At 63.8% G+C, this 26,368-nt stretch carries 27 protein-coding genes; 16 read left to right on the forward strand and 11 right to left on the reverse strand.

Annotated elements, in window-relative coordinates; all coding sequences use genetic code 11:
* The first annotated feature begins 50 nt into the window (after positions 1-50).
* Positions 51-1,256, forward strand: a complete 1,206-nt coding sequence (trpB, locus tag ACUY1T_RS05935; RefSeq protein ID WP_446020951.1) for a tryptophan synthase subunit beta — start codon at positions 51-53, stop codon at positions 1,254-1,256.
* Between the two features lie 20 nt (positions 1,257-1,276).
* Positions 1,277-2,098, forward strand: a complete 822-nt coding sequence (trpA, locus tag ACUY1T_RS05940) for a tryptophan synthase subunit alpha (RefSeq protein WP_446020953.1) — start codon at positions 1,277-1,279, stop codon at positions 2,096-2,098.
* 338 nt (positions 2,099-2,436) lie between these two features.
* On the opposite strand, the gene ACUY1T_RS05945 is transcribed toward trpA, so the two are convergent.
* The gene (locus ACUY1T_RS05945; RefSeq protein WP_446020955.1) at positions 2,437-3,366 is read right to left on the reverse strand and encodes a LysR substrate-binding domain-containing protein; all 930 of its coding nucleotides are present in this window, start codon (positions 3,364-3,366) and stop codon (positions 2,437-2,439) included.
* 154 nt (positions 3,367-3,520) lie between these two features.
* Between ACUY1T_RS05945 and ACUY1T_RS05950 the strand changes: the two genes are divergently transcribed.
* Positions 3,521-4,216, forward strand: coding sequence for an FMN-dependent NADH-azoreductase (locus ACUY1T_RS05950; RefSeq protein WP_446020957.1), 696 nt, complete (start codon positions 3,521-3,523; stop codon positions 4,214-4,216).
* 83 nt (positions 4,217-4,299) lie between these two features.
* Positions 4,300-5,253 (forward strand): OmpA family protein, encoded by a 954-nt coding sequence (locus ACUY1T_RS05955; protein WP_446020959.1) that lies wholly within the window; start codon positions 4,300-4,302, stop codon positions 5,251-5,253.
* A gap of 25 nt (positions 5,254-5,278) precedes the next feature.
* On the opposite strand, the gene ACUY1T_RS05960 is transcribed toward ACUY1T_RS05955, so the two are convergent.
* A complete protein-coding gene (locus ACUY1T_RS05960; RefSeq protein WP_446020961.1) occupies positions 5,279-6,865 on the reverse strand; it encodes an MFS transporter in 1,587 nt (528 codons plus the stop codon).
* Positions 6,866-6,974: 109 nt separating this feature from the next.
* On the opposite strand from ACUY1T_RS05960, the gene ACUY1T_RS05965 reads away from it, so the two are divergent.
* Positions 6,975-7,781: a helix-turn-helix transcriptional regulator gene (locus ACUY1T_RS05965; protein WP_446020962.1), complete on the forward strand. Its 807-nt coding sequence runs from the start codon at positions 6,975-6,977 to the stop codon at positions 7,779-7,781.
* Here ACUY1T_RS05965 and ACUY1T_RS05970 read toward each other — a convergent pair.
* Positions 7,735-8,643 carry a LysR family transcriptional regulator gene (locus ACUY1T_RS05970; protein WP_102628396.1) on the reverse strand — a complete coding sequence of 303 codons (909 nt, stop codon included), beginning with the start codon at positions 8,641-8,643 and terminating at the stop codon, positions 7,735-7,737. The two genes, ACUY1T_RS05965 and ACUY1T_RS05970, sit on opposite strands and share 47 nt — an antisense overlap.
* 143 nt (positions 8,644-8,786) lie before the next feature.
* Between ACUY1T_RS05970 and ACUY1T_RS05975 the strand changes: the two genes are divergently transcribed.
* The 3 genes from ACUY1T_RS05975 (at position 8,787) to ACUY1T_RS05985 (ending at position 13,159) form a co-directional block, all read left to right on the forward strand.
* The gene (locus ACUY1T_RS05975; RefSeq protein WP_446020964.1) at positions 8,787-9,920 is read left to right on the forward strand and encodes a 4-oxalomesaconate tautomerase; all 1,134 of its coding nucleotides are present in this window, start codon (positions 8,787-8,789) and stop codon (positions 9,918-9,920) included.
* 56 nt (positions 9,921-9,976) lie between these two features.
* Complete coding sequence (locus ACUY1T_RS05980) at positions 9,977-11,101, forward strand: Bug family tripartite tricarboxylate transporter substrate binding protein (protein WP_446020966.1); 1,125 nt, start codon at positions 9,977-9,979, stop codon at positions 11,099-11,101.
* An 87-nt stretch (positions 11,102-11,188) separates the two neighbouring features.
* Positions 11,189-13,159 (forward strand): tripartite tricarboxylate transporter permease, encoded by a 1,971-nt coding sequence (locus tag ACUY1T_RS05985; protein WP_446020968.1) that lies wholly within the window; start codon positions 11,189-11,191, stop codon positions 13,157-13,159.
* Between the two features lie 95 nt (positions 13,160-13,254).
* Here the strand turns inward: ACUY1T_RS05985 and ACUY1T_RS05990 are convergent, their stop codons facing one another.
* Complete coding sequence (locus ACUY1T_RS05990; protein WP_446020970.1) at positions 13,255-14,505, reverse strand: MFS transporter; 1,251 nt, start codon at positions 14,503-14,505, stop codon at positions 13,255-13,257.
* Here ACUY1T_RS05990 and ACUY1T_RS05995 point away from each other — a divergent pair.
* Entirely contained in the window at positions 14,477-15,025 is a 549-nt protein-coding gene (locus ACUY1T_RS05995; RefSeq protein ID WP_446020971.1) for an Lrp/AsnC family transcriptional regulator, read from the forward strand. The genes ACUY1T_RS05990 and ACUY1T_RS05995 overlap by 29 nt on opposite strands.
* Positions 15,026-15,043: 18 nt before the next feature.
* On the opposite strand, the gene ada is transcribed toward ACUY1T_RS05995, so the two are convergent.
* Positions 15,044-16,153, reverse strand: a complete 1,110-nt coding sequence (gene ada / locus ACUY1T_RS06000; protein ID WP_446020973.1) for a bifunctional DNA-binding transcriptional regulator/O6-methylguanine-DNA methyltransferase Ada — start codon at positions 16,151-16,153, stop codon at positions 15,044-15,046.
* 242 nt (positions 16,154-16,395) lie between these two features.
* Between ada and ACUY1T_RS06005 the strand changes: the two genes are divergently transcribed.
* Positions 16,396-17,166 (forward strand): SDR family oxidoreductase, encoded by a 771-nt coding sequence (locus tag ACUY1T_RS06005; protein WP_446020975.1) that lies wholly within the window; start codon positions 16,396-16,398, stop codon positions 17,164-17,166.
* A gap of 165 nt (positions 17,167-17,331) precedes the next feature.
* Entirely contained in the window at positions 17,332-17,748 is a 417-nt protein-coding gene (locus ACUY1T_RS06010; RefSeq protein ID WP_446020977.1) for a VOC family protein, read from the forward strand.
* Between the two features lie 71 nt (positions 17,749-17,819).
* On the opposite strand, the gene ACUY1T_RS06015 is transcribed toward ACUY1T_RS06010, so the two are convergent.
* The 3 genes from ACUY1T_RS06015 to ACUY1T_RS06025 all read right to left on the reverse strand — a co-directional run bounded on the left by ACUY1T_RS06015 (position 17,820) and on the right by ACUY1T_RS06025 (position 20,176).
* Positions 17,820-18,692: a DMT family transporter gene (locus ACUY1T_RS06015; RefSeq protein ID WP_446020979.1), complete on the reverse strand. Its 873-nt coding sequence runs from the start codon at positions 18,690-18,692 to the stop codon at positions 17,820-17,822.
* A gap of 238 nt (positions 18,693-18,930) precedes the next feature.
* The gene (locus ACUY1T_RS06020) at positions 18,931-19,107 is read right to left on the reverse strand and encodes a hypothetical protein (protein ID WP_446020981.1); all 177 of its coding nucleotides are present in this window, start codon (positions 19,105-19,107) and stop codon (positions 18,931-18,933) included.
* 172 nt (positions 19,108-19,279) lie between these two features.
* Positions 19,280-20,176 (reverse strand): LysR family transcriptional regulator, encoded by an 897-nt coding sequence (locus tag ACUY1T_RS06025; protein WP_446020982.1) that lies wholly within the window; start codon positions 20,174-20,176, stop codon positions 19,280-19,282.
* A 124-nt stretch (positions 20,177-20,300) separates the two neighbouring features.
* Here ACUY1T_RS06025 and ACUY1T_RS06030 point away from each other — a divergent pair, with 124 nt between their 5' ends.
* A complete protein-coding gene (locus ACUY1T_RS06030) occupies positions 20,301-20,627 on the forward strand; it encodes a rhodanese-like domain-containing protein (protein ID WP_446020984.1) in 327 nt (108 codons plus the stop codon).
* Positions 20,628-20,776: 149 nt separating this feature from the next.
* Here the strand turns inward: ACUY1T_RS06030 and ACUY1T_RS06035 are convergent, their stop codons facing one another.
* Both ACUY1T_RS06035 and ACUY1T_RS06040 read right to left on the reverse strand, forming a co-directional pair.
* Complete coding sequence (locus ACUY1T_RS06035) at positions 20,777-21,235, reverse strand: cupin domain-containing protein (RefSeq protein ID WP_446020985.1); 459 nt, start codon at positions 21,233-21,235, stop codon at positions 20,777-20,779.
* A gap of 101 nt (positions 21,236-21,336) precedes the next feature.
* A complete protein-coding gene (locus ACUY1T_RS06040) occupies positions 21,337-22,059 on the reverse strand; it encodes a glutathione S-transferase family protein (RefSeq protein ID WP_446020987.1) in 723 nt (240 codons plus the stop codon).
* Positions 22,060-22,172: 113 nt separating this feature from the next.
* On the opposite strand from ACUY1T_RS06040, the gene ACUY1T_RS06045 reads away from it, so the two are divergent.
* From ACUY1T_RS06045 to sigJ, 4 genes are all read left to right on the forward strand, one after another.
* Complete coding sequence (locus ACUY1T_RS06045; protein WP_446020989.1) at positions 22,173-23,126, forward strand: helix-turn-helix transcriptional regulator; 954 nt, start codon at positions 22,173-22,175, stop codon at positions 23,124-23,126.
* Positions 23,127-23,204: 78 nt separating this feature from the next.
* Positions 23,205-23,642, forward strand: coding sequence for a VOC family protein (locus tag ACUY1T_RS06050; RefSeq protein ID WP_446020991.1), 438 nt, complete (start codon positions 23,205-23,207; stop codon positions 23,640-23,642).
* Positions 23,643-24,134: 492 nt separating this feature from the next.
* Positions 24,135-24,467: a putative quinol monooxygenase gene (locus ACUY1T_RS06055; RefSeq protein ID WP_446020993.1), complete on the forward strand. Its 333-nt coding sequence runs from the start codon at positions 24,135-24,137 to the stop codon at positions 24,465-24,467.
* Complete coding sequence (gene sigJ / locus ACUY1T_RS06060; protein WP_446020994.1) at positions 24,467-25,339, forward strand: RNA polymerase sigma factor SigJ; 873 nt, start codon at positions 24,467-24,469, stop codon at positions 25,337-25,339. Before ACUY1T_RS06055 ends, sigJ begins: the two co-directional genes overlap by 1 nt.
* On the opposite strand, the gene gcvA is transcribed toward sigJ, so the two are convergent.
* Positions 25,334-26,254: a transcriptional regulator GcvA gene (gene gcvA, locus ACUY1T_RS06065; RefSeq protein WP_446020996.1), complete on the reverse strand. Its 921-nt coding sequence runs from the start codon at positions 26,252-26,254 to the stop codon at positions 25,334-25,336. The two genes, sigJ and gcvA, sit on opposite strands and share 6 nt — an antisense overlap.
* Positions 26,255-26,368: the final 114 nt, after the last annotated feature.

Here is a 26,368-nt window from a genome sequence, read left to right on the forward strand (position 1 = left end):
TGTCTGCGCTAGCTTCGTTGAATGTTCTCCCATGACCTTCGAGGCAACCCATGAACGAATACTCGATGCAGCCTGACGCCAATGGCTTGTTCGGCCGCTTCGGCGGTCGCTTCGTGCCCGAGACGTTGATGCCGCTGATTGCCGAGCTTCAGGCCGAATACGATGCGGCCCGGCAGGATACCGAGTTCCAGCACCAGCTCGCCTACTTCCAGCGCGACTACGTTGGCCGGCCCAGCCCGCTCTACTTTGCCGAGCGTCTTACCGAGCACTTCGGCGGCGCAAAAATCTACCTCAAGCGCGAAGAGCTCAACCATACCGGCGCGCACAAGATCAACAATTGCATCGGCCAGATCCTGCTCGCCAAGCGCATGGGCAAGACACGCATCATTGCCGAAACGGGCGCCGGCATGCATGGCGTCGCCACCGCCACCGTAGCGGCACGTTTCGGCATGCCCTGCGTCGTCTACATGGGCTCGACCGATATCGAACGCCAGCAGCCCAACGTGTTTCGCATGAAGCTGCTCGGCGCCGAGGTCATTCCGGTGACAACGGGTACGGGCACGCTCAAGGACGCGATGAACGAGGCGCTGCGCGACTGGGTCACCAACGTCGATGACACCTTCTACATCATCGGCACCGTGGCCGGGCCGCACCCCTACCCCGCCATGGTGCGTGACTTCCAGGCGGTGATCGGGCGCGAGACCCGCGCGCAGATCCTCGAGAAGGAGGGGCGTCTACCCGACTCCCTCATCGCCTGCATCGGCGGCGGCTCGAACGCCATGGGGTTGTTCCATCCTTTTCTCGACGACGAGACGGTCGAGATGATCGGCGTCGAGGCCGGCGGCAAGGGCGTCGAGACCGGCATGCACGCGGCGAGCCTCATCGGCGGCACGCCTGGCGTACTGCACGGCAACCGCACCTACCTGCTGCAGGATGAGGACGGCCAGATCATCGACGCCCACTCCATATCCGCCGGGCTCGACTACCCCGGTATCGGCCCGGAGCATGCCTGGCTGCATGAACGGGGGCGCATCGACTACGTCTCGATCACCGACGACGAAGCGCTCGAGGCGTTTCAGAGCTGCTGCCGTCAGGAGGGAATCATTCCAGCGCTCGAATCGGCCCACGCCCTGGCCGAGGTCGCCAAACGTGCACCGACACTGCCCCGCGACCACATCATGGTGGTCAACCTGAGTGGGCGAGGCGACAAGGACATGATGAGCGTAGCCCACCATCTCGGCGAGAAATTCCAATGAACGCCGCCAAGGAGAGCCCCATGAACGATGCCACTCGCCTCGACCAGTGCTTTGCCGCGCTCAAGGCGGAGCAAAGGCCGGCCCTGGTGACCTACGTCACCGCCGGCGATCCCGACTTCGAGACCTCGCTGGAAATCCTGAAGGGGCTACCTGCAGCAGGCGCCGACGTGATCGAGCTCGGCATGCCATTCAGCGACCCCATGGCCGACGGACCCACGATCCAGAAGGCAGCGCTACGCGCCCTCGAGGGCGGACAAACCATGCCCCGGACGCTCGAGATGGTGCACGCCTTCCGCCAGCAGGATACACAAACGCCGCTGGTGCTGATGGGCTATTACAACCCCATACACCGCTACGGTGTGGCGCGATTCCTGGAGGATGCGGCCCGTGCCGGTGTCGATGGCTTGATCGTGGTCGACCTGCCGCCCGAGCATGACGACGAGCTGTGCCTGCCAGCCAAGGAGCACGGCATTGCCTTCATCCGCCTCGCCACCCCGACCACCGACACCCAACGGCTGCCCCGGGTTCTGGATAATGCCTCGGGCTTTCTGTATTGCGTCTCGGTGAACGGCATTACGGGTGGTAGCGCCCCGGCGCTACAGGATGTCGAACGCATGGTGGGCCGGCTGCGCGAGCATAGCCGCCTGCCGATTGCCGTCGGTTTCGGCATTCGCACTGCCGCACAGGCGCAAGCGATTGGCCGATTCAGCGATGCCGTGGTGGTCGGCTCGGCCCTGGTGGAAGGCATCGAGAGCGCCGAAACACGGCGCGGCGCCGTCGAGGCAGTGCATGGCCTGGTTCGTGAGCTGGCCGCAGGTGTACATCGGGCAGGCAAGGCGTAGCAGGCCTGGTGGGAATAAAGCGCTCGAACTCTGGCCGGCAAATGCAAGTGAGCAGCACCGGCAATGGACTACCCAGCCCCTAGACGCCGTGTCGCGGCTCAGCGGCGAGCTTGGCCGCCATGCCGGCCAGCACGCCGCCCATGACGTAGCGCTGCACGGCCAGCCATATCTAGCGCGAGATCAGGTAGATCATGTTCGGCCCCGGGGTCAGTACCACGATCAGGGCGGCCATGGCGAAAAGCAGCAGATCGGACGACGGCAGCACGGTTTTCTCCTCGTCATCTCTTGTCATCGGCTCATGTCAGGATGCGCCGCACCTCGGTAACCGACAAGAAAAATCAATGATCGGCAGGTCCCATCTTTGCCGTATCGCTCTTCCCGCCGACATCTCCTGTAAAGGCCCCTCGCAGCCACTCGGCCACCCGCTCAAGGGCAGCATGGCCGGCAAAGCGGCTGTGTCGGATCAGGTGGTAACGAAGCCCCGGCAACCTCGGACCGAAAGGCACCTGCAACACGCCGCGCTCGAGCTCATCCCTCACCAGGGTAAGACTCAGCAGCGCCACGCCCTGGCCGGCGATGGCGGCCTGGATCGCATGGCTCTCCTCGGAGAAGGTCAGGCTCGCACCCAGGTCGGCAGTGGTGCCTCCTGCCGCTTGGCACCAGTGATGCCATGAGGGCAGCCCCAGCGCCGGGCTGTACCAGTCGAAGACGATATGCCGAACTCTCTTCAGATCCTCATACCCGCTCAGCCCCAGCTGCGGGCTAGCCACCAGGGCGAAGGTGTCACTGGCCAGCACCTCGGCCTCGTGCTCCGGGTAGGGCCCCATGCCGTAGCGAATCGCCAGCGAGGCACCGCGTGACAGGTCCAGGGGCGCTTCGCTGGCGTGAATGCGCAAGTCGATATCGGGATACCGGGCATGGAAATCGGCCAGCCGCGGCAGCAGCCACTGGCTGGCGAACGCCGGCGTGCAGGAGAGCGTGACGCTGCCGCCGTGGCCCTGCTCACGCAGCGCTTCCAACGCCTCTGCGAAGGCATCGAAACCACGGCGCAGTACCGGGAACAGATGCTCCGCGGCTGCCGTCGGCACCACCTGGCGAATGCGCCGCTCGAACAGTACCACGCCCAGCAACGCTTCCAACTCGCGCACCTGGTGGCTGATGGCCGCCGGGGTCACGGCCAGCTCCTCGGCGGCCTGCTTGAAGCTGCGGTGGCGCGCCGCCGCCTCGAAGGCGCGCAGTTGCGATAGTGGCAGCGTGCGTCGATTCACTGGCGTCTCCTCGTTGAGCACTCAGCCATGGCCACTATAGACAAGTTCAGCTATCCCATCCCACAAGAAATGGTCGTTTGTCAGCCATGCATGATGGATTGATGCTGTCTCTCACGCACCCACCTAGTTGAATTCTACTTGTCAGGAGAGACTCATGACCACGCTACTCCACATCGATGCCAGTGCCCGTCCCGGCCGTTCCGGGATCGATCCCCACGGCTCCCACTCCCGTCGCCTCAGCGCTCGTTTCGTCGAGCAATGGCAAAAGGCCCGTCCCGGCGATCGCATTCTCTATCGCGACGTGGGCCAGCACCCGCCTCACCCCGTCAGTGGCGAGTGGATCCATGCCGCCTTCACCAAGCCGGAGGCGCGCGAGCCCTGGATGCACGACGTCCTGGCCGAGAGTGACGCGCTGGTCGACGAACTGCTGGAGGCCGATGTGATCGTTGCCGGCGTGCCGATGTACAACTTCGGTGTCCCGGCAGGCTTCAAGGCCTATATCGATAACATCGTGCGGGTCGGACGCACCTTCGGCTTCGATCGCTCGCGCCAAGGGCTGCCTTACTGGCCGATGCTGACCGAGATGCACAAGCGCCTGGTGGTGCTGGGCTCTCGCGGTGATTACGGCTACGCGCCAGGCAAACGCATGGCCCATACCAACCACGTCGAGCCGCATATCCGCACCGTATTCGGCTACCTGGGTATCGAGGACGTACACGGCATCGCGGTGGAGTACGACGAGTTCGGTGACGAACGTCTGCACGCCTCGCTGGCCCAGGCCGAGCAAGAGATCGACACATTGGTCATGGCATGGGTGAAGAATCTCGAGGAGGAGCTGGTCGACGCCTAAGCACTGGACATGGGCAGCGGATACGGCGATAAAAAACACCCTAGGCCTTGTACGCAACAATAACGACAATCAGGAATCGTCAGATGGAACTGAAACGACTGACCAATCTCGCCGCACTGCTGCTTGCCTGCTCCATCCCCGCCATGGCCGATATCGAGGGCTCCGCCGACCATCCCCTACTCGGCCGCTTCGGTAATGCCACCATCAGCGCCTATCAAGCCTCCAACTACGATGCCGTAACGCTGCCCGGCGGCCCCATAGAGAGCGAGGAAGAAGCCAGCCAACTGCTCGAACTCGAAGGTCGGATTACCAGAATCGGTTATCGGCTTCCTGTGGAGAACACAGCCCTTGAAATTGCTCGCAACTACGAGGCTGCACTAATCGGCAGCGAATTCGACATTTTACTTTCCTGCGCTGGGCGCAGCGAGTGCGGCGCCGGTTTCAGAAACTATGTCATACGCTCCGGAAATGTCTTCGCCAAAGCATTCGATCGTGCCGCCGTCAACGACAATTTCCGCGCCATACTAGCGACCCGCGACGACCATGAAAGCCGGGTGCATATTTTCCTGTTCATGATGGAAGACCGCGCCAATAACAGGACGCTAGTGCGTCAGATCGTGGTCGAAGGCGAACCGCTACAGCTCGGCCAAGTGAGCATAAAAGATGCCAGCGCCCTGCAGGCTGCCCTCGATACCGATGGCAGCGTGATCGTCGATGGCATCTTCTTCGCCACCGACAGCGCCACCATCGAGGCGGAATCGGCCGAAGCCCTCGAACAGATGGCCGAGCTGCTGCGCAGCGCACCGGAACTCGCCGTCTATATCGTCGGCCACACCGACAACCAGGGCAGCCTCGACTACAACCTCGAGCTCTCACAACGGCGCGCCAATGCCGTCGTCGAAGCCCTGGGCGCTCTCGACGGCATCGACGCCGCCCGGCTGGATGCTCGCGGTGTGGCATCTCTGGCCCCGATTGCCAGTAATGCCGGTGAAGCGGGCCGCGCGCAAAACCGCCGGGTCGAATTGGTCTTGCAGTGAGGAAAAACGGGATATTGGTCCAGCCCTAGCAGAGCGAGCAGGGCTCGCCTTCCTCGCCCAATCGCTCCTGAGCCTCTTCGCCGATGGCGCCGACATGGCGCAGGCTGACGATGGAGATCACCGCCAGCGCCAGGATAGCGATGCCGCCCACGGTGGCGGTCACATTCAGCCCCGCGGTGAAGGCCTGCTGGGCTTCCAGCAGCAGCCCCGCAGGAAGCCGTTCGCCGGCCGAGACGGTGGCCCACAGGCTGTCTTCCACGACGCCCGCCACCTCGACGGCTTCGCCATCGGCCATCGTCGCGCTGACCTGGGCGCGATAGACGAAGGTGGCCAGGCTGCCGAGCAGGGCCACGCCTAGCGCCACTCCCAGCTCCTGCACCATCTCCGACATGGCCGAGGCCGAACCGGCCTTCTCGGCCGGCGCCGCGCCTACCACCAGATCGGTCCCCAGGGCGGCAATGGTGCCCAGGCCGAGATAGACCAGCGAGAACCCGGCGATCACCATGCCCACCCCGTTGGCGTTCACTTCGACGGCGGCCAGCAGCCAGTAGCCCAGCGTGGAGAGCACCAGGGCCGCGCCCACCACGTAACCGGGACGAATGCGGCGAGCCACCAGTGGCGCCATGATGCCCGCCAGCACCATCATCAGCGCCGCCGGCCCCATCCACAGCCCCGCCGCCAGCGGCGTGAGCCCTGCCACCAGCTGCAGGTACTGGGTCACCAGCAGCATCACGCCGGAAACGCCCACTAGGCCAACCAACAATACGATCAGAGCGGCACTGAACGTGCGGCTACCGAACAGACGCATATCGAGCAATGGATCGGCCAAGCGCTGCTGCCGGCGCACGAAGACAAGCGCCATCAGCGCACCCAGCGCCAACGCCAGCAACGGAACGGGTTCGAGCCCCAGCTTGGCGATCTCCTTCACGCCATAGACCGCCGGCAGCACGGCTGCCAGCGAGAGCGCTACGCTGGCGAGATCCAGCGGGCCACTGCGAGGTGCGCGATACTCGGGCAGCAATAGCGGAGCCGCAATCAGCAGCACGGCCACTACGGGCACCGCCACCAGAAAGGCCGAGCCCCACCAGAAGCGTTCCAGCAGCACACCACCCACTACCGGCCCCAGCGCCATGCCCAGGGCGAACATGGTGGCCCACACACCGATAGCCAGGGCGCGCTGACGCACATTGCCGAACATGTTGCTGATCAGCGCCAGGGTCGATGGCATCAGCGTCGCACCGGCCACACCGAGCACCGCGCGGGCGGCAATCAGCATGCCCGCACTGGTGGCATAGGCCGCGATCACCGAGGTGATGCCAAAGGCCGCGGCACCGATCATCAGCAGCCGGCGGCGGCCGATGCGGTCACCCAGCGTACCCATGGTGATCAGAAAGCCCGCGATCATGAAGCCGTAGGCATCCATGATCCACAGCGCCTGAGTGCTGCTCGGTTGCAGATCCGCCGCCAGGGCGGGCAGTGCCAGATAGAGAATGGTGACGTCGAGGCCGAGCAGTGCCGTGGGCAATGCCAATACCGCCAGGCCGGCCCACTCCTTGATACCCGCCCGCTGCCGGGTGAGCCGCGAGCCTGACGCTTCATTGAGGGAAACCATGCCACGCCTCCTGTTCCATATGGGTTGGCATGGTAGTCTTGGCTCATCCTGATAGGGTTACAATATAGCCAATTATCCTATTACCAGCGGTACTACCTGGAACGAAGCCATGGCCGGACGCAGCCTCGACAGAACCCGCAGCGAACTCACCGACTTCCTGCTCCATCACCGCAACAAGCTGACGCCGGCCGACGTCGGCCTGCCCAGCACCGGCCGCCGGCGCACGCCAGGGCTTCGCCGCGAGGAGGTGGCCACCCTCGCTGGCGTGGGGTTGACCTGGTACACCTGGTTCGAGCAGGGACGCGACATCAACGTCTCGGAGAGCTTCCTGCTCAGCGTTTCCAAGGCCCTCAAGCTCGACGACGCCGAATGCTGCCACCTGTTCCTGCTCGCCCACCGCCGCCCGCCGCCAGTGGAGGCCTACCAGTGGCAGGAAATTCCGCCCCTGGTGCAGAGGCTGATGGACGACATGCCCAGGCCCGCCTACGTGATGAACCTGCGCTGGGACGTCATCGCCTGGAACGCCGCGGCCGATGCCCTGCTTGGCTTCAGCGCCAGGGAGCCCGGCGAGCGCAACATGATGCGCCTGCTGTTCGCCGACCCGGCGCTGCGCAGACGCCTTCCCGGCTGGCAGCAGGACGCCCCCCGCCTGCTGGCCCAGTTCCGCTGCGACCTGGCCGCCGCGCCCGAGGACCCGGCAATGGGCGAGTTGATCGAAGCGCTCACCAAGCTGTCGCCGGATTTTCGCCGCTGGTGGGAGCAACCCAATCATGAAGCCTACCGCTACGGCATCGGCACGCTTCTCGACGCCGAATCGAACCCGAGAAAGTACGAACACGCCACACTGCTGGTGGACGAGCATCGGCATCTCAGGATGGTGGTGTACTTCCCCAGTGCTCGAGCAGCATGTCGATGAACAGTTGGGCCGTGCTGGAGATACTGTGCGAACTGCTTCTGACCAGACCGATGGTTCGCTGAATGCGCGGTTCGGGAAGCTCACGTGAGCAGAGCGTGTCATGGTCCGGGCCGGGCATCGTCATCTTGGGCAAGATCGCCACGCCCAACCCGGATTCGACCAGGCCAAGTGAGGTGGAAAGGTGTTGAACTTCGTAGAAGCTGTTCAGCCGGATGCCTTCGGCAGAGAGGGCATTGTCCAGCAAGGTGCGATTGCCGCTATCGCGACTGACGGTGATCAGCCTGACCTGTTCGAGATCCGCCCATTCGATACTCTCCTTTGCCGCCAACGGATGGTCCGACCTCAGGGCCAGTACGAAGGGATCTCGTAATAGTGGTGTAAAGGAGACCTCGGGGCTTTGTGCGCTGAACATGTTGATGCCGAAGTCGGCCTCGCCATTGATGACCCGCTGCAGTCCCTCGTTGGCGCTGACGTCGAGGATGCGGATGCGGATACCCGGCCAAGCCTCGCTGAAACCACGAATCACGCTTGGCAGGAAGTAAAAGGCGGCGGTGGGCAGGCAGGCGATCGTGACCGTACCCTTCTGGTGCGTCGCCAGTTCTCGTATGTTCAGAATCGACGACTCGTATTCTTCGATCATGCGCCTGGCGCGTGGCAGGAAGTCCGCCCCGATAGGCGTCAGCTGCGTTCTTCGCGTGGTTCGTTCAAGCAACTCGACTTCCAAAAGCTCCTCGAGCTTCTGAATGCGTCGCGATAGAGCCGGCTGAGAAAGATGCAGACGTTGCGCCGCCTCATGGAAAGAACCCAGCTCTGCGACCAGTATAAACGCTTGAAGATCAAGGAATTCCAGGCGATGTAGCATTTATGCACTCTTGCATGACACGTAGGCATTGATAAGCATAGCGCATTAATACGACATACGCATCAATCACTGCATTTATTTGCATTTGAAGCATCAGTTGGCCACTGACATGCTCGCATCACGACTTCCCAACGCGATGTGGCATGACGATGATAAACAGCATTCCCTGCATGATCATGCGCGGCGGCACCTCCCGAGGCCCTTTCCTGCGCATGAGCGACCTTCCCAGCGGCCAGGACGCCCAAGCCGAGATCCTGCTTAGCCTGATGGGATCGGGCCACGCCCTGCAGATCGACGGCATCGGCGGCGGGGACCCCCTGACCAGCAAGATCGCCATCGTGGAGCGCTCCTCCCATGCCGGCGTCGATGTCGACTACCTGTTTGCCCAGGTCGATATCCTCAATCGCCGCGTCGACTTCACCCCGAACTGCGGCAACATGCTCTCGGCGGTCGGCCCCTACGCGATCGAGACGGGCCTGGTGGAGCCCCAGGACGGCAAGACCGTCGTGCGGGTGCGCAACCTCAACACCCAGCGCCTGATTGAGTGTCACGTGCCAACGCCGGGCCGTCAGGTCTGCTATGAGGGCAAGACGTCCATCAGCGGCGTGCCCGGGAGTGCCGCCGGCATTCAACTCAGCTTCCTGGATATCGTTGGCGCCAAGACCGGCGCGTTGCTGCCGACCGGAAAGGCGTGCGACTCGATCGAAGGTGTCGACGTTACCTGCCTCGACGCGGCCACGCCGATCATCATGCTCGACGCTGCGGACCTCGGCCTGAATGGCGATGAGTCCCCCGCCGAACTGGATGGCAATGGCGCCCTGCTCGAGCGCCTCGAAAGCATTCGCCGCAAGGCAGGACGGAGCATGGGTCTGGGCGACGTCAGCCAGAGTGTCTTGCCCAAGCCGGTGCTGGTCTGTGCAGCGCGTGACAGCGCCAGCACCCTGCGCACGCGATACTTCGTACCCCACCGCTGTCACAAGGCCATCGCCGTCACCGGTGCCATTGCCGTCGCCTCGGCGGTCAGCGTTCCCGGCACCATCGCCCACCGCATCGCAGTCGAAAGCAGGCGGATGTCCGAGGGAGAGTGTCTGGCACGGGTGCGACTGGAACATCCCTCCGGCTTCATCGACCTCGACGTCGAGCACCGCCAAGGCAATGCCAGCGATATCGCACGCGTGTCACTGATTCGTACCGCCAGAAAGATCATGAGTGGCACGATCTTCTACACCGCTTCCACGCCACCCGGTGAGACAATCCCTGCCATGCAGGCCAATTGATCATCGCGCCCCCGGGTGTCTTGCCACCCGCTAACGACAACAACCAGGAGCATGCCATGACCCTCCACAAGACCACGACAGCTCGCACTTCGCTCGGTCGCCTGAAAAAAGTCGCCGCCCTTGGCTTGGCAATCGCCGGGCTCGGTCTGACGGCCTCAGCATCCGTACAAGCACAGAACGTGGATGTGCCAGGAACCATCAAGTGGACCATTCCCTTCGGCGTCGGCGGCGGCACCGATGTCTGGGCCCGCTTCTTCGCGCCCTGGCTCAGCGAGCACATTCCCGGCCAGCCCACCATCATGATCGACAACGTGCCGGGCGGTGGCTCCATCAACGGCTCCAACCTCTTTGCCATGCGTGCCAAGAGCGACGGTAGCGATTGGCTGGGCGCCTCCGCGTCGACTCAGTATCCCGCGATGCTGGGAGACAAGCGGGTACGCTACGACTACTCCGCCTGGACACCGATCCTGGCGACTCCAACCGGTGGTGTCGTCTACGCCCAGGCCAGCCTGGGTGAGAACAGCGAGAGCGCACTTGCCGCCCTGCTGGAAAAGCAGGTCAAGCTGGCCGTGCAAAGTCACACCGGACTCGAGCTGCCGGTACTGATCGCCCTCGACATGCTGGGTGTCGATGTTCAGGCCGTCTCCGGCATGCAGAGCCGTGGCGAAGGCCGCCTGGCCTTCGAGCGCGGCGAAGCGGACATCGATTTCCAGACCACCTCCGCCTACCTGAGCAGTGTGGCCCCCCTGGTGGAGTCGGGCCGCGCCGTCCCGCTCTTCTCTCTCGGCGTGATGAATGACGCCGGGGAGATCGTGCGCGACCCGGCCTTCCCCGACCTTCCCACCTTCAGCGAGGTTTATGAAGAGGTGCATGGCGAGGCCCCGAGCGGTACCGCCAACGACGCCTACGAGAAGTTCTTCGCTTCGGGCTTCACCCTGCAGAAGCTGATCATGGTGCCCAAGGATACCCCCGAGGCACTCATCGAGACCTACCGGGAAGCGGCCCTCGAGTTCATCGACACCGAGGAGTTCAAGCAGGAGGCCGATGCCCAGTTGGGGCCCTACGCCCCAATCGTTGGCAACATCGTCCGGCAACATCTCGAGGACGCCATGTCCCTGGATGACGCTACCCGCGAGTGGCTCTCGGACTGGCTGAAAACGAAGCACGGCGCCAGTATCTGACGCGTGACATCGGGCATTGGCCCTTGGCCCCAAGGTCCAGAGCCAATGCCCGGGCTCCCCTCATCGAATAACACGAGAGCCAATTCCATGTTCGATATCCTTCTTTCCAGCCTGGGGCAGCTGTTCACCCTGCACCACCTGCTCTACATGGTCGTTGGCGTGCTGGTCGGTCTGGTGGTCGGGATCATTCCCGGCCTCGGTGGCATCGCGGGAATGGCGTTGCTGCTGCCCTTCCTCTATGGCATGGAACCGAGCGTCGCCCTCGGCATGCTGATGGGCCTGGTCGCCGTGATCCCCACCGGCGATACCTTCGCCTCGGTGCTGCTGGGCATTCCCGGCTCCAGCGCCTCCCAGGCCACCGTCATCGACGGCTTCTCACTGGCCAAGCGCGGGCAGGCCGCACGGGCCCTGTCCAGTGCCTTCCTCGCCTCGATGATCGGCGGTCTGATCGGTGCCGCCGTGCTGACAGGGTTCATTCTGATCGCCCGGCCGGTGGTGCTGTCGTTCTCCTCCTCCGAGCTCTTCATGCTGACCCTGCTCGGGCTGTCGATGGTGGCGGTACTCTCCGGACGCGACCTGCTCAAGGGACTCGCTGCCTGCGGCCTGGGCCTGCTGGTCGGCACCATCGGCATGGCGCCCGCCACCGGGGAGTTCCGTCTCAACTTCGAGATCGACTATCTCTACGACGGCATACCGCTGGTGGTCATCGGCCTGGGGATCTTCGCGCTGCCTGAGATCATCGATCTGCTGGTCAAGCGCGGCGCCATCGCCGGAGAGCCCGCTCGGCTCGGCAAGGGCTGGCGGCAGGGCATCCAGGATGTCGGCAAGAATCGTGGACTCGTGGCGCGCTGCGCGGGCATCGGTAGCCTGCTGGGCACGATTCCCGGCCTCGCCGGCTCGGTGGTGGATTGGATGACCTATGGCCATGCCGTGCAGAGCGCCAAGGACAAGTCCCAGTTTGGCCAAGGCGACATCCGCGGCGTCATCGCACCGGAATCCGCCAACAATGCCTGCGCCTGTGGCGCCATGGTGCCCACCCTGCTGTTCGGCGTGCCCGGCTCGGGCACCGCTGCCGTCTTCCTCGGCGGCCTGCTACTGCTCGGCCTGCAGCCCGGCGTGAGCATGATCGAGACCAATCTCGACCTGACCTACACCATCATCTGGTCGCTGGCCCTGGCCAACATCATCGGTGCGGCGCTCTGCCTGGGCCTGGCCCGGCCAGTCGCCAGCCTGACCCGCGTGCCCTTCGTCATCCTGGCGCCCCTGATCACGGTGCTGATCATGTTCGCGGCCTTCCAGGCCACACGCTCCCCGGGAGACCTGCTGGCCCTCGGCGCGATCGGGGTCCTCGGCGTGCTGTTCAAGCAAGCCGGCTGGTCACGTCCCGCTTTCCTGATTGGCTTCGTGCTGGCCCCTGGTGCTGAAGCCTACTTCTATCAGGCCGTACAGTTCCAAGGTAGCGCTGCCTTCATGCGCCCGGGTGTGCTGATCATCGGCGCCATGATCCTCGCCGCCCTGTTCTTGCCCATGTTTCGGCAGCTGTGGCGCAAGCTCCGGTCGACCGATACGGAGCAAGCGCCTGCGGCTGGTGCCGGAGAAGCCCCTGCGGCTGGCAGCAGGCCCATCGCCATTGGTGGCATCGACCTGGTGATCTTTGCCGCTCTGCTGGGCATGGCCATCTATGGCTGGTTCCACCTTGCCGATCTCAGCCTGCTCGGTGGCCTCATGCCCCGCCTGGCGCTGGCGATCATGGGCATCGCCTGTCTGCTGGAAATTGTGCGCAGCCTGGTCCGCAAGCCAAGCTGGCAACACCAGCCTCTGGTTCAGCAAGTCGTCTGGTTGGTAGGCTTCTTCACCCTGGTTGGCACAATCCTGACGTTCGGCCTCATCACCACCGCAACGCTGTTCTGCCTGGGCTTCCTGATGTTCATCGCACGACTCAAGCCCTGGGTGACCATCACCATGGCTGCCGGAGTGACGGTCTTCCTGGTCAGCATGGCGAAATTGCTGACCCTGACCTACCCGAGTGGACTGGTCGATCCCTTGCTGTTCGGCTGAGGGACCTGTACACGAACGAACCGCCGCTCCAGGAGCGGCGGTTCGTTCTTTGGCATGGAGCGTAGGCTTCTGAGAGAGCAAAGGACTCCCCACCGCTACTCCAGCGCGGCCTGTTTCCTGCGCCGCTGCCCCAGCGCCCAGCCCAGGGCCGGCAGTACGAGCATCGCCGACGCCCAGGCGCAGGCGGCAAATCCATAGTGCGTAAAGATCGGCCGGTAGAGCAGTGCGCCGGCGAAAACGCACAGGTAGGTAATGGCGCTATAGAGCCCCATGATGGCACCGCGCTGCGTCGGGTCCAGCTCGGCCAACTGGCGCATGAGCAGGTTCAGGCCAATGTGGTTGCCCACGCCCCAGCCCAGGCAGAGCGCCAGCAGTACCAGAGGCAGTGCCGCGGTCGCCATCATTCCCAAATACACGAGCATCAAGCCGGCAAACGTGACGCAGGCGGCAGCCGTCGCGCCATGCCGGTCGACCAGTCGGCCCAGCGGTGCGGCAACGCCGAAGCCCAGGCCATAGACGGCGATCGTCAGTCCCGCAAAGGAAGCGGGAAGCTGCAAAACCTCGCCCAGATGCGGGCCAAGATAGGTGTACAGACCATAGAACGCCGTCATGAAGGCACCAACGTTCAGCAGCACCGCATGGATGCCGGGGATACGCAATGCCATCAGCGCGGAACTCGGTTTTTCACCGCCCGTCCTTGTGCCCCAATCGCTGCAGCGGGAAACACCCAGCGCCAATCCTGCTGCAACCATTGCCAGCACCACAAAAACAGCGCGCCAATGCAGCAAGTCGGCCAAGAGCGCTGCGAAACCGACCCCAACCACCAGGCTCAACGTCCACCCGATCAGTACGAAGCTCAGGGTTTCACTCTCGCGTCCCTTTTCGGCCACCTGAGCGGTGAGGGTATAGATCGCCGGCAGCGCCATGCCCGCCGCCAGGCCGGCAAGCGCCTGGGCGGCAACCAGCAACCACAGCGCGGGAGAGAGCGCCGCGAGGCCCAGCGACACGCACAGCACCAATAGCGCCCGCACCAGTGCGCGCTCGGAACCGATGCGATCGGCCATCGGAGCCAACAGTAGCGCACTACCTGCCGTGGCCAGGCCATAGAAGGCCGCGGCCGTCATCACATCGGCAGCGCTTCGCCCCGGGAGCGATGCCGCCACCGCAGCAGCAATGGGGCTCAGCGCCAGCGAATTGGCACCGATCACGGCAATGGCAGCAGTCAACAGGAGAAGATGACGAGTAATCACGGCTCGCTCCAAATGCAGTTCGACACTAACATTGAAGAAAGGAATGTCATTCGGAGCAATTGCGATAATGCCGAACTCAGAAAAAACAGAAGCCATTCGGAACAAGGCTCAGGAGGCACGACCCCTGGACGCCTTCGACCGAAAAATATTAGGCGAGCTGGCCGTGGATGCCGGGCTCAGCTATGCCGAGCTGGGTAATCGCGCCGGGCTCTCGGCACCGGCCGTGCATGAACGGGTGAAACGGCTGCGTGCCACGGGGCGTATACGTGGCACGGTGGCGATGCTGGACGGCCCTGCCACCGGCAAGCCCTTCCTCGCCTTCGTGCATGTCGATTCCACCGGTTGGGGCAAGACCCAGGATCTGCTGGCACTCTCGGCGCTGCCCGAAGTCGAGGAGATCCACTCCGTGGCCGGCGACACCTGCATGCTGCTCAAGGTGCGCTGCGCCAGCAGCCGCGCCTTGGAAGGACTGCTCGCCCGGCTCTATGCCCTGCCGAGCGTCAAGGCCACGCGCAGCTATGTAGTGCTGTCGACCTTTCTCGAGCGCACCCCGCAAGCGGGAATCACCGAAGCCCTGGAAGAAACGATGAACCCGCTCGGTACCGCTACAGAGTGAAGCGCTACCTCATATCGTTCACCCATGCTCGTTCTCCACCACCGCCACATCTCGCCGTGTCGCTTCACGCTCGAGCAGCGCCCGCTTTCGCTCTACGCCCCACCGGTAACCCGAGAGCGCCCCGTCGCTACGCACAACCCGGTGGCAGGGTATGGCAAGCGCAATAGTATTGGAGGCGCAGGCCCTGGCCACGGCACGCACCGACTTGGGTGAACCGATCCGCTGCGCCAACTCCGCATAGCTGATCGTGGTGCCCACGGGAATCTCGGTCAGCGCCTGCCAGACCCGCTGCTGGAAGGCAGTGCCGCGAATGTCCAGCGGCAGCGACAGCCCGACGCCAGGCGCTTCGACGAAGCCCACCACTTGGGCCACCCAGGCATCGAAATCCTTCCCTCCGGGAATAAGAGTGGCATTGGCGAAACGATCCTGGAACTCCTGCAGCAGCTGCTCCGGATCGCTGCCCAGGGAAATGGCACAAATGCCCTTCTCGCTGCTCGCCACCAGTATGGTGCCCAATGAACACTCCCCCAGGGCGAAGCAAATCTCCGTGTCCTTTCCTCCCGAGCGGTAACGTTTCGGCGTCATGCCGAGCATGCGATCGGAACCGGCATAGAAGCGCCCGCTGGAATTGAAGCCCGCCTCATAGATCGCCTCGGTGACGGTTTCTCGCTGCCCCAGCGCCTGGCGAGCGCGTTCCGCCCGGCAGGCGACCGCATACGCCTTGGGCGTAAGCCCCGTGACCGACTTGAAGACGCGATGAAAATGGAAGCGGCTCAGCCCGGCGACTTGTGCCAATTCGTCGAGTGAAGGGAGCTCGTCGGATGTTTCGATGAGACGGCAGGCCCTGGCGACGCTTTGGGCATGTCGCTGGGCCAACGGTAGCTCCTTGGGGCGGCAGCGCTGGCACGGCCGGTAGCCGGCCCGCTCGGCCGTGGCCGCATCGGCATGGAACTCGGCGTTCTCGCGGCGCGGCCGACGCGATGGGCACGTCGGGCGGCAATAGACCCCGGTGGTACGCACCGCATAGACGAAGGCGTCGTCCGCCGCGGCGTCGCGGGCCAGTACCGCTGCCCACTTCGCCTCATCGGAATCGAAGGTGGCAAGTGAATGGGTGGATGTCTCGTTCATGGCGGGCCTCCGCTGTGGGTTGAGCGTTCTCCGTGAATTCAGGATGAGTCCCGAGCCCGCCTGACACACTCCGTCCCTTGCTTTCAAAGTAAGCCCGTCTCTTCACAGCATTTCGCAGCATAGCATCATTGAACCGCCATATTTTTGACGGCAAGAAGCGGAGTGAGGGCTTGCCCCGAGGCCGGCAAGGTAAGCATGGGATCGCCAGTAACCCATACCTACCATCCATGGAGAATACCGCTATGAACCGACTTGCCGGAAAGATCGCCATCGTCACCGGGGCCAGCTCAGGAATCGGTCATGCCGCCGCCCGGTTGTTCGCCAGCGAAGGCGCCAGCGTGATCGTGAGCGCACGCCGCCGGGACGAACTCGATGCTCTGGTCGAAACCATCGCTCGCGACGGCGGCAGCGCCGTTGCCGTCGCCGGGGACGTATGCGACGCGCACTTGGCCCAGCGCCTTGTCGCTACCGCCCTGGAGCGCTTCGGAGGGCTCGATATTGCCTTCAACAACGCTGGCATAGTCGGGCCGATGGGGCCGCTTCAGGACATGAAGCCGAGTGACTGGCACGACGTCATGCATACCAACCTGAACGGCGCCTTTCTGGGTGCCAAGTACCAGATCCCGGCGCTGCTGCAGCGAGGCGGCGGAAGCCTGCTGTTCACTTCGAGCTTCGTCGGCTATACCGCCGGCATGCCCGGCATGGCGGCCTACGGCGCCAGCAAGGCCGGCATCCTGGGCCTGATGAAGTGCCTGGCTGCGGAGCTGGGGCCCAACGGCATTCGGGTCAACGCGCTGCTGCCGGGAGGCACCGATACGCCGGCCAGCATCACCAACGCCCCCGACGCCGGGCCGGAAGTCCTGGCCTTCGTCGAGAACCTGCATGCGCTCAAGCGCATGGCCGTACCGGAAGAGATCGCCCGGGCGGCGCTCTATCTGGCTTGCGACGATGCCAGCTTCGTCACCGGCACGGCGATGCTGGCCGACGGCGGTGTCTCGATCAACCGAACCTGACTGTCAGGAAATGGTGCCTCGCAGTACCGTTTCCTGTTCAGCAATCACCCAAAGGCCCTGCTACCCTCCCAAGAAATGGCGCCCCGGTAAGCACTTACTTACCGGGTAGCGCCTGGTTATTTCGCTAGTGTTCGGTATTTGTGTGAATCCTAGACAGGAGGCGGCATGGATTTTCTCGTCAACCTGGACGTGGACGACCTCGAACGTGGTATCGACTTCTACGTACAGGCATTCGGCCTCGAGATCGGGCGTCGCTTCGGCAACGACGGCGTCGAATTGATCGGCGGCCCGGCGCCGATCTACCTGCTGGTCAAGGCCACCGGCTCAGCGGCCTATGCTGCAGGAGAGCCCGTACCCGGCGCGCAGCGCCACTACACTCGTCACTGGACACCGGTACATCTGGACGTGGTGGTGGAGGATATCGAGGCTGCAGTGGAGCACGCCATCGCCGCCGGCGCCACCCAGGAGCAGCCCATCGTTACCGATCGCTGGGGCAAGCTGGCGCTGATGGCCGACCCCTTCGGCCACGGCTTTTGTTTCGTGCAATTCCTGAATCGCGGCTACGACGAGATCGCGACCTGAAGCCTGCCGACAGCCGCGAGCGCCACGATGCTCCGTGAACACTCGCGGCCAACAGGCGCCGCTTTTTCTCCCTATCGTCGAGATGCCATTACCGGCTGACGGAATACCAATGCCAGGCCCAGCAGGATGAGCGCCATCCCCACCAGGCTGAGCATGGGCAAGGCATTGCCGAGGAATAGATAGTCCATCACGGCAGTGGCCGCCGGCACCAGATAGAACAGGCTGGTTACGTTGACCAGATTACCGGCCTGAATCAATCGATACAGCAGCAGCTGCGCCACTACCGAGATGACCAATGCCAGCCAGAGCAGCGGCACCAGGAATTCCCAGGTCGGCTCGAACGCCACCGGCTGGACCGCGGCGAAGGGCAGGCAGAGCGCCAGGCTAGCCACGTACTGCAGCGGCAGGACCTCGGCGGGCGATTGCCGGATGCGCTTCTGCATGATGGCGCCTACCGTCATGCACCCCAGCGCGCCCAGGGCGAAGCCTACGCCTGCCAAGGAAAAGCGCACCAGGATGACGCTCTGATATACCACCAGGACCAACCCCATCAGCGCCACGCAGAGCCCCGCCATTCTCATCGGCGCGAAGCGTCGCTCCAGCAGCATCAGGGTCAGAATCGGCTGTATTCCCAGCAAGGTAGCCAACACCCCGGGCGTGATGCCTTGCTCCATGGCCAGGAAATAGCAGATCGAGTAGGCACCTATCAGCAGCAGGCCAGTTCCGGCGACGCGCAGGCGTGTGCCAGGCGCGGGCAGCCAGCGGCGCCGGTAACGCCCGATGGCCATCAGCACGGCCAGCGCCAGGCCAAAGCGCAGCAGCAGAAATGCAAAGGCCGGGGCATGGTCCAGCCCCCATTTGGTGAAGATGGCGCCACTGCCCCACAGCAGCACGAAGAGCGCCGTGGACGCATGAGCGGCCCAGGCAACGGAATGGTTTGTCATGGTGACTTTCACCTGTCTACGCTTCGTCTGAAAACTGTCTACGCTCGGTCATACGGCGTTAAAACTCGGCTCAAAGTACTCATTTACACCGCGTAAACTGCGTCTTTTCGCCGATTTTTGCCTTGTCTGACCATCGCTCGACGACTTTTCGGACAAAGCTTAGGGACGCACAGGCCTCAGCCGGCACTGGAACCAATGCCGAACGATGGAAAGCTGAGGCAGCTTGGTGGGCTCGAGGTCAGCCCAGAGTGCACATGGGCGGCGGTGAAACGCCGGCCATGTCGAGCCCCGCTGGCGGCGAAACGCCGAGCGGCGGAGCGACAGGTGGCAGGGGGGGAGCAATCGCGGCACGCACCACGACGGCGACCGGCGTGGCCACCAGCGTGGAAAGAGGAGAGCGTGCAGAAGGGGTCATGAATGATTCCGCCTGGATGCGACTACGTATTAGAAAATAGCATGCCCAACCGCGGCGTCAATCCACATCGCGTCGTGACGCCTGGCCAGGCCGTTGCCTACCCGGAAGCGGGGCTCGTTCCTCGGTTGCCACGCCGCCTTGGGCCTGGCGCTCGGCGCGCCTCCCCCCGGCGTTAGCGGCCTTCCAGTTCGTCCTGTCGCTGCCTGACCGCCTTGACCGCGAAGGACATGAAGGCGCGAATACGGGCGCTATGACGCAAGTCCGGATGGACCAGCAGCCACAGGTCGGTCGCTACCTCCGGGCCGATCGCCAGCACGCACTCCAGCTCGCTCTCCTGGCGAGCCATGTAATGCGGCACTACGGCGAGCCCCACGCCGGCCCGGGCGGCCCCCAGCGCCGCGACGACACTGTTCGTGCGTAGCGCGAAGGCCTCCGGCGGCACTCGTTCGTCGAGCCATCGGCTGCTGGCAAGATGGCGAATCATCTCGTTACCGCCAACGAAGCGGTGTCCCTCCAGACGTGCCGGATCCTCGATCGCCGGACGTTCTCTCAAGTACTCGCGCGCACCGTACATCCCCCAACGAATGGTGCCCAGCCGTCGGCCGATCAGGTTCTCCGGCGGAGCCTGCGTCGGGCGAATGGCGATATCCGCCTCACGCCGGGACAGATCGAGGAAAGCACTGACTATCAAGAGTTCCAGCTCAATGCCCGGGTAGCGCTCGACGAAGCCCTGAAATACGGGCGCGAGAAACGCATTGGCCAGGGTATCGGTGGTGGTGACGACGACCCGCCCGGACAGCCTCACGTCGTGCCCCCCGAGCTCACGCTCGATGGCCTGTGCCTCCTCCTCCACTCGCTCCGCGTGCTTGCGCAGCGTCTCACCCGCCGCTGTGGGCACATAACCCTGCGGCAAGCGGTCGAAAAGGCGCACCTCCAGGCCGGCCTCCAGCGCCTTGAGCCGCCGGAACACCGTCGAGTGGTTGACGCCAAGCGCTCTCGCCGCCCCCGCCAGGGTGCCGGCACGGGCAATCGCCAGGAAAAGGCGAAGATCGTCCCAATCGAAGTTCACGCCTTGCACCTCTGCAATGGCTTTATGCAATTTTCGTCGATTTCATTGCTGATTCGCAAAGACTACGCTGATCTCTCGTTGCCGAGGCAACGGATTCACAATCGCCGACACCTGGAGCACCAACATGAAGACCATCAACCGCGAAGACCTTGCCGTCCGCCTCGAAAATCGGGAGCGCCCGATCCTGGTCGAGGCGCTGCCGGAGAAATTTTTCCGACAATGGCACCTGCCGAATGCCATCAACATCAATCATGACCAGGTCAGGCAGCGGGCGCCCGAGCTGCTGCCTGACAAGCAGGCTACGATAGTGGTGTACTGTGCCAGCGCGACCTGCCAAAACTCACACATGGTGGCCAACCAGCTCGAGGCCATGGGCTATACCGATGTTGCCGTCTACGAGGGCGGCAAGGCGGAGTGGGAGGATGCCCAGTTGCCCGTCGCCACGGCCTGACGGGGCTGTGGACTCCGCTAGGGGCCTGCCGTTCTTCGGACCAGCGGGTCCCTTTCGTGATGACGTGGGCTCCATCTCAGCGAAATAATGTTCGCCCCCCCGGTAAGCCCTTACTTACCGGGAAGCTTCGAAATACATCAGCCACGCGGCTACCGTGGCACATGCTCGATGGCATCGTGATCGACCAGATTCCATTCGCCACTGTTGCGATACAGCCGCTTGCCCTGCCGCGGGTAGTCGCAAACGTCCTGGGCCAGCCGCTGGCCCACCACCAGGCATACCAGCGGCTCGTCGCCGTCGTTGTACATCTCGTGGGCTACGCCGTTGGTAGGGCAGCCGATGAAGTCGCCGGGGCCGATCGGCTGTTTCCGCTCGCCCAGGGTGGCCACGCCACGTCCCGACAACACGTAGATGGCCTCCTCCTCGTAGCGATGGCAGTGGTACTCGGTCGAGTAATGGCCGGGGGGCACGCTGATCTGGTGGATCCCGAGCTGGGTCATGCCCACGGCATCCCCCAGCGACTTGTCGATGCGTACGGCCTTGGCGTTGAGAAGGTGCACCTTCCTCACGCCCTCAAGGGCTTCGATATCCTGCGCCGATAGGTACATGCCGGTTCTCCTTGGTGTTGAGTCGCCGCCAGGGCATCGCCTGATCATAGCGTGCGCGGCGGCGCTCGACTGCCTTGGCTCGAGCCAGCCCGTAACAATACTCAGGCAGAGAGTGCTTCAGGGGCCAAGCGCGACTCGAGTTCTTTCAGGGTGACATGCCCCCTGAAGTGCCCCTTCCCTTTCGGCTGCTCGCCGCGCTCGATGGCCTCGGCGAAGCGCACGGCCGGATCGTCCCTGAGCTTCGCCAGGTGCCGGGCCAGGTTCGGATAGTCACTTCCAAGATCGAATAGCCGGTGATACTCGGCCCAGCGAGCGATACCCATGAGATAGGCATCCGCCATGCTGCGCGCATCTCCCAGCAGCCACTCGCGCTTGGCCAGCAGTCCGTCGAGGTAGGCGCAGCCTTCAGCCACTCGCTCGCGGCCCAACCGGCGCAGCAGTTCCTGCTCGACGCCGTTCAACCCCTGGATCTCATAGAGCACCCACAGCGGATTGAAGGCCGAGAAGAAATCGGTGTTGAGGTAGGCCAGCATCTGGTTCAGGCGATCAAACTTCCGACTGCCCTGCTCGAAGCCCAACCGCGTGCCAAGATCGCGTGCCGTTAAATGCTGCAGGATCGCCAGGCTCTCGGTCAGAGGCTCGCCGTCCTCCAGCAGCAGCGCCGGGGTCTGGAACAGTGGATTGACCTTGGCATAGAGCGGGTCCCAGGGCTGCTCCATCATCTCGATGCGGCACAGCCGGTAGGGATGGCCCTGCCACTCGAGTGCCACGATAGCGCCGAACGAACAGCCTTGCGGTACGCCATAGAAGAGAACGGGTTCCATTGTCTTGCTCCTTGCTCAGTTGGAAAAGCCAGCGCCCTCTGCGCCTGGCCTTGTCAGCAAGGTAATGGCTAAATAGGACATATCACGCCCTATTTAAAACGGGAAAATTCAGCGTGGCCAACCCCACCGTTCGCGTACTGACGCTGTTGGAACTGCTGCAGGCCCACCGCCACATGAGCGGCCGGGAGCTGGCCGAGCGGCTGAATATCGATCGCCGGACGCTGCGGCGCTACATCCAGGCCCTGGAAGAACTCGGCATCCCCGTTACCACCGAGCGGGGGCGGCATGGTGGATACCGCCTGATGCCGGGCTTCAAGCTGCCTCCGTTGATGTTCAACAGCGAAGAGGCGCTGGCCGTCTCACTGGGGCTGCTCGCCGCCCAGGGGCTGGGCATCGCTGAAACGGCCCCGGCACTGGACACTGCGCGCGCCAAGCTGGAGCGGGTCATGCCCGCCAGGTTGAAGCAACAGGCGCAGGCGCTAAGCGAGAGCGCGCGGCTGGAATTGCCCTCGGCCAGGGCGCCGGGCGACGAGCGCCTGCTGCTATTGTTCGCCACCGCCACCCAGGCACGCCAGCGGGTCCGGCTCGACTACCGGGACGACCGCAACCAAGCCACCCGGCGCGTGCTCAACCCCTACGGCCTGGTCTTCCGCGGCGGGCGCTGGTACGTCAGCGGCTGGTGCCATCTGCGTCGCGACCTGCGCAGCTTCCGCTTGGACCGCATCGCCGAGGCCACACCGCTCGAGGCCAGCTTCGACAGGCCGGACGACTTCGACCCGGCCGAGCATCTGGTCCGCAGCATCGCCAGCCTGCCCCGTGCAACCGCTGTACGCGTGCGCTTGCACACCGATCTTACCCATGCCGTTGAAGAGCTGGGGCGCAATATCGGCGTGTTTACCCCCGACGAAAGCGGCGTGATGCTGCATGCCCGCACCGACAGCCTGGCTTGGTTCGCCCGGCAACTTGCTCGACAGCCCTATGACTTCGAGATCCTCGAACCGCCCGAGTTGTGCGATGCCCTCTCGGCGCAGGCCGCCCGCTTGCAACGGTTGGCAGCAAGAAAATAAATGGATGGGTGTCGAAATCGTCTACGTTGAATCGACGAAGGGAAGTAGAACCGACAACAACTCTCCTGGAGACCCACCATGCAGCTTTCCACCTACCTGATGTTCGACGGCAACTGCCGCGAGGCCTTCGAGTTCTATCAGCGCTGTTTCGACGCCAAGCTCGAGGCCATGGCCGCCTACGGCGAAATGCCCGATAGAGAGGGCATGGAGATACCCGAGGAAGCGCGCAACCAGATCATGCACGCCCGGCTGCGCATCGGCGATCAGTTGCTGATGGCCTCGGACAATTCCCCCTGCAGCCCTGCGCCCTATGAAGGCATCAAGGGCGCGAGCATTGCGATCGGCGTCGACTCGGTGCAGGAGGCCGAGCGGATCTTCAATGCCCTGGCCGACAACGGCACCGTGCAGATGCCGCTCGAGGAGACCTTCTGGGCGCATCGCTTCGGCATGTTGGTGGACCGTTTCGGCGTTGCCTGGATGATCAACTACGACAAGGAGGAGCAGGCCGCCGCCTAAGGCTTTGCCCTCAAGTCGGGGCACCAACTCCCCCTAGCCGCTCGGTGAACCGGTCGAAAGCGCAGACTTTACTACCGAGCGGCTCCCTTCCCGGTGCATATATTCGGCTGTCCATCTCTCCTTCACCAGCGAACGCCTTTGACAGCAATAAACGGAGTGTGGCCTCTCACCTGGAGCGAGAAAGTGGCAGAAAGACAGCGCTTTCAGAAGGAGGAAGCATGATTCTGTACAGACTCGCGTCATGGCTGAAGCGAGGCCGCCGAGGCATTGCCAGCTATCGGGACCATGCCGAATTGAAAGAGTGCGACCCGCGAATGCTGCGCGACATCGGGCTATACCGTGAGCGTGGCCGCCTCAGGCCTCTCCATCCGCAGCAGCAGGAAACGATGGATTAGTCTGCCCTGTCACAAGTCCCACTCCTGAATCGTCATGACAGTGACGGCCACTCGGCCTTCATCTCTCTACCTCACCTCAGCGATTCAGGAGTCATGCATGAACCAGAGCACGCTTTTCATCACCCACAAGGCACTCCCCGGCAAGCGCGAAGAGGTACGGCGCGTGTGGGAGACTCACCTGATGCCGAGCATCCAGGAGCGCCAGGTCCACGACGCCTACTTCTACTGCTACGATGATGGCGATCCCAACACGATCCGCGTCTTCCAGCGCTACGCCGACGGTGCGGATGCACAGGCCTTCATGCAGGGGCCGGCATACGAAGCCTATGTCGCCGCGGTAACGCCCCTGCTGGCTCATCCGCCCGAGATTCATGCTGCTACCGTGGCCTGGGCCAAGGACAAGGCGGCTCCGATTTCCGAGACAGCCTGATGCCTTCCGCCGATTTGCTTCACTTCGAGGAGGCCCGCCCCATGCTGCTGGGGCTGGCCTATCGCATCCTCGGCTCGCGCGCCGACGCCGAGGATGCGGTGCAGGACACCTTTCTCAAGTGGCAGGCAGCGGATCGTGAGGCTATCGATACGCCCCACGCCTGGCTGACCACGGCCTGCACGCGACGCTGCCTCGATCTGCTGGGCAACGCCCACCGGGCTCGGGTCGAGTACGTCGGCGCCTGGCTGCCCGAGCCCATCCCGACCGCCGTCGTCTCCGATGCGGAACGCAGCATGCAGCTGGCCGACTCACTCTCCACCGCCTTCCTGCTGCTGCTGGAACGCCTCTCGCCCAAGGAGCGGGCCGCCTATCTGCTGCATGAGATCTTCGACACGTCCTACGCCGAGATCGCCGCCATGCTCGAGCTCAAGGAGCCGGCCTGTCGCAAGTTGGTTTCCCGGGCACGAAGCAACCTCCAAACCGCCGAGGAACGGCACACCCCACCGCGGGAACGCCAGCAGGCGCTGCTGGAGGCCTTCCGGCTCGCCATCACCGAAGGTGCCACGGCACGGCTCGCGAACCTGCTCTCGGCCGATATTCGCCTGAGTGCCGACGGCGGCGGCAAGGTGCCCACCCTGCTCGAACCGCTGCACGGCAAGTCGACTGTACTCGACTTCCTGGCCAGCCGGTTGAGCCAGTACTGGGCCAGCTATGAATGGCGTGAAGCCGACATCAACGGGGGCTGCGGCTTCGTGATGCATCGAGAAGGAAACGTCGTCGCGACGGTGACCTTCGGCTACGACCGCTCAGGCCAGGCCATGGATATCTTCATCGTGCGCAATCCCGACAAGCTGACACGGCTGACGTCATGACTGGTGCTCGACTATCGCACGGCAGCCGCTCTCTCTGGCTTGGGTATCCAGCAACCCGATGACCCACTCGCGCACGGCGGCGATGGCCGGCTCCTCGAGCCGCTCGGGCGGGTAGACGAGCTGGAAGGGAGCGGCCTTAACCTCGGGGCCGAATGGCTGTACCAGGCGCCCTTGACGCAACTCCTCCTCGATCAGGTATCGGCTCATCAGGGCCACGCCCTGGCCATCCAATGCAGCGGTGATGCCGTGGGTTTCGTCGGAGAACATCAGCCCGGCGCTGACGTCGAGCCCCGGGACCTGAACCTGGCGCTGCCAGGCCGCCCAGTCCAACGGCGCGGGCGAAGAAAAGTGGAGCAGTGTATGACGCACCAGCTCGGCCGGTTCACGCAGCTTCAGCAAGGGGCTGCAGACGGGCACGAAGACATTGTCGAACAGCTTCTCCGCGGCCAGCCCGGGCCAGGGGCCCTCGCCATAGCGAATCGCCATGTCGGCAACGACCCCGTCCAGAGCAACCGCTTGGTGGGAAACCTGAATGCTCAGGTCGATCTGCGGGTGGGCATCGCGCAGCAGGCAGACCCAGGGCAGCAGCCAGCGTGCGGCAACGGCCGGAGTGGTGGAAAGCGTCACCGCCTGTCGCGCCGGCGGACGGCGCAGCTTGGCCACCGTCTCGGCGATGGCGTCGAAGGAGCCGCTCAGCACGGTGAGCAGCGACTGGCCCTGAGTCGTCAGCACCAGCTGCCGCGGCCGCCGCACGAACAGGGCCACGCCCAGGCTCTCCTCGAGCTGGCGTATCTGATGGCTGATCGCCGTCGGCGTGACCGAGAGCTCCTCGGCGGCGCGCTTGGCGCTGAGGTGGCGCGCCGCCGCCTCGAAGGCGCGCAGGGCGGAGAGCGAAGGCAGTCGTCGCGGCATCATGGCTGAGTTTTATTTTCCAAAATCGAAAAAGAATCGTCGTTTGTCGCCCCATCTGACTTCAGGCTTATATGAAACGAGCCACAAGCAAGGCTGAGAACAATTCATTCAATAGAT

Source organism: Billgrantia sp. Q4P2 (genome assembly GCF_052806135.1).